This window comes from Emticicia sp., from assembly GCF_049241225.1.
GTDB lineage: Bacteria > Bacteroidota > Bacteroidia > Cytophagales > Spirosomataceae > Emticicia.
Window position 1 is genome coordinate 1 of record NZ_JBMLRC010000496.1, and the last position, 2,573, is coordinate 2,573.

General features: G+C 39.3%; 2 protein-coding genes. Both read right to left on the reverse strand.

The window, feature by feature from the left end:
- Window position 1: 1 nt before the first annotated feature.
- A complete protein-coding gene (metG, locus tag ACOVO2_RS25780) occupies window positions 2-2,047 on the reverse strand; it encodes a methionine--tRNA ligase (RefSeq protein ID WP_421772742.1) in 2,046 nt (681 codons plus the stop codon).
- A gap of 109 nt (window positions 2,048-2,156) precedes the next feature.
- A partial coding sequence (locus tag ACOVO2_RS25785) for a hypothetical protein (protein ID WP_421772741.1) occupies window positions 2,157-2,573 on the reverse strand: 417 nt, incomplete at its 5' end.

Genomic DNA, 2,573 nt, shown 5'->3' on the forward strand with positions numbered 1-2,573 from the left:
ATTAACTCACCGTCCCGCCGTTCCAAACTTCTTTGTGCGGTTGGAGAAGAGCCAAACTTCCGTCACGGTCTTCGGCCATCAGAATCATTCCGTTTGATTCGATACCCATCATTTTTCGTGGAGCAAGATTTGCAATAAACGTAACTTGCTTACCGACCATTTCTTCGGCCGAATAATGCTTGGCAATTCCGCTCAAGATAGTACGTTTCTCAAAACCATCATCTATCAAGAATTTCAATAATTTATCGCTTTTTGGTAGTTTCTCAGCTTCTAAGATTGTACCAATACGAATATCCAATTTGGCAAAATCATCGAACTGAATATTTTCTTTCAAAGCTGGCACTTTTGCGTTTTCTAACTCATTCATTCGCTTCGATTCTTGTAATTTTTTTACTTGTTTTTCAATCACATCATCTTCAATTTTCTCGAATAATAGACTCGATTCACCGATTACTGTTCCTACTGGCAATAAATCTGCTCCGCCCGTTTCGGCCCAAGTTATTTCATTTAAACCTAATTGAGTTCTTAATTTCTCGGCCGTAAATGGCAAAAATGGCTCTGACAAAATCGCTAAGTTGGCAGCAATTTGCAAAGCTATATTCATAATGGTTTCAACACGAGCGGGGTTTTCTTTGATAACTTTCCACGGCTCAGTTTCAGCCAAATATTTATTACCCAAACGTGCCAAATCCATCATGTTGGCCAAACCTTCACGGAAACGATAATTTTCTATCGAATCACCGATTTTTTTCGGAAAATCTGCCAAAGTTGCAATCGTTTCTTTGTCGTAATCAGTTAGTTCGCCTTGTGCAGGTACTTTGCCACCGTAAAACTTATGCGTAAGAACTACGGCACGATTCACAAAGTTTCCGTAAATGGCAACTAATTCGCTATTGTTTTTGGTTTGGAAGTCTTTCCAAGTAAAGTCATTATCTTTCGATTCGGGCATGTTGGCCGAAAGGGCATAACGCAATACATCTTGCTTATTTGGGAATTCCTCTAAATACTCGTGTAACCAAACCGCCCAGTTTCTTGAAGTTGAAATCTTATCACCTTCCAAATTCATAAACTCTTGTGCAGGTACGTTATCAGGTAAAATATAACTTCCTTCGGCCATCAACATCGCAGGGAAAATAATACAGTGGAAAACAATATTGTCTTTTCCGATGAAATGCACGAGTTTGGTACTTTCATTTTTCCAATAATCTTCCCAGTTTTTGCCGTTTTGGGCTGCCCATTCTTGCGTAAACGTAATGTAGCCAATCGGTGCATCGAACCAAACATACAAAACCTTTCCGTCGGTGTCGGGCAAAGGCACGCTGATTCCCCAATCCAAATCACGAGTCATGGCACGAGGTCTTAGTCCATCTTTTAACCATGATTGGCACTGACCGAATACGTTGGTTTTCCATTCTTTGTGGCTGTTTACGTATTTCTCGATGTCGGGCTGCATACGGTCGAGCGGCAAATACCAGTTTTTGGTACTTTTCATGATAGGTTTCGAGCCAGAGAGCGTCGAACGAGGGTTTTTCAACTCAGTCGGCGAGAGTGTCGAACCACACTTTTCGCATTGGTCGCCGTACGCATTCGGGTTTCCACAAACAGGACATTCGCCCACGATGTATCTATCGGCCAAAAACTGTTGAGCTACTTCATCGAAATATTGCTCACTGGTTTCTTCATCGAAGTAGCCTTTATCGTACAACGTCGTAAAAATTTCTTGCGAAACCTTATGATGCGATTGATTGGAAGTGCGAGAATAAATATCGAACGAAATACCAAAATCAGCAAAAGATTGTTTGATTTGTTCGTAATAGAAATCAACGACTTGTTGAGGAGTTTTGCCTTCTTTGCGAGCCTTAACCGTAATCGGCACGCCGTGTTCGTCAGTACCGCTGATAAACGCCACATCAGCCCCTTTTGAGCGGAGATAACGCACGTAAATATCAGCAGGAATGTAGCAGCCAGCCAAATGCCCGATATGAATAGGGCCATTGGCATAAATCAAAGCGGCCGTAACGGTATATTTTTGCGGAGTTTCGGTCATATCTTCTTTAGTATTCAAAAATTATTGTGCAAAGTTACGGTATTGCTACATAGAAACGAAAAACCCCTCAAAAGTTTTTGATTTTGAGGGGTTTTTCAGTATTATACTATCAAACAATTTCTTCGATTAATAAGCTACTTTCTTCGAAGAGCTTATTGATTGCCCTTGTTATACTTTTATTTCGTGCCCTTCTATCCTTCATTTTCCCATCATTAATTATCGCAGTAATAAAAGTATTAAACTCTTTTGAGTTATTTGAATACATCATATTAGGTTGCTGCGTGCTTATGATTATCTTATCTACTATTGTATGTGGTTTTGAAACAAAGTTTCCATTAATTTCTTCAAAATCCATTCCAATATTGTTGAAAAGTATAGAAATAATATCTTCAACAGTTGAATTGATTCCAAAGATTAATTGAAATGATTTTATCATATTTTCAGACATAACTCTTTGAGTTTTTTCTTTAAGCCACAGCAAAGCCCGAATGTTCACGAGCATAAGGAGGAAGAAAACCAAGCACAA

What these genes read in the sequence shown, in the direction of transcription:
- metG (WP_421772742.1), bottom strand. Translation starts at nt 2,047, where the DNA reads ATGACCGAAACTCCGCAAAAATATACCGTTACGGCCGCTTTGATTTAT.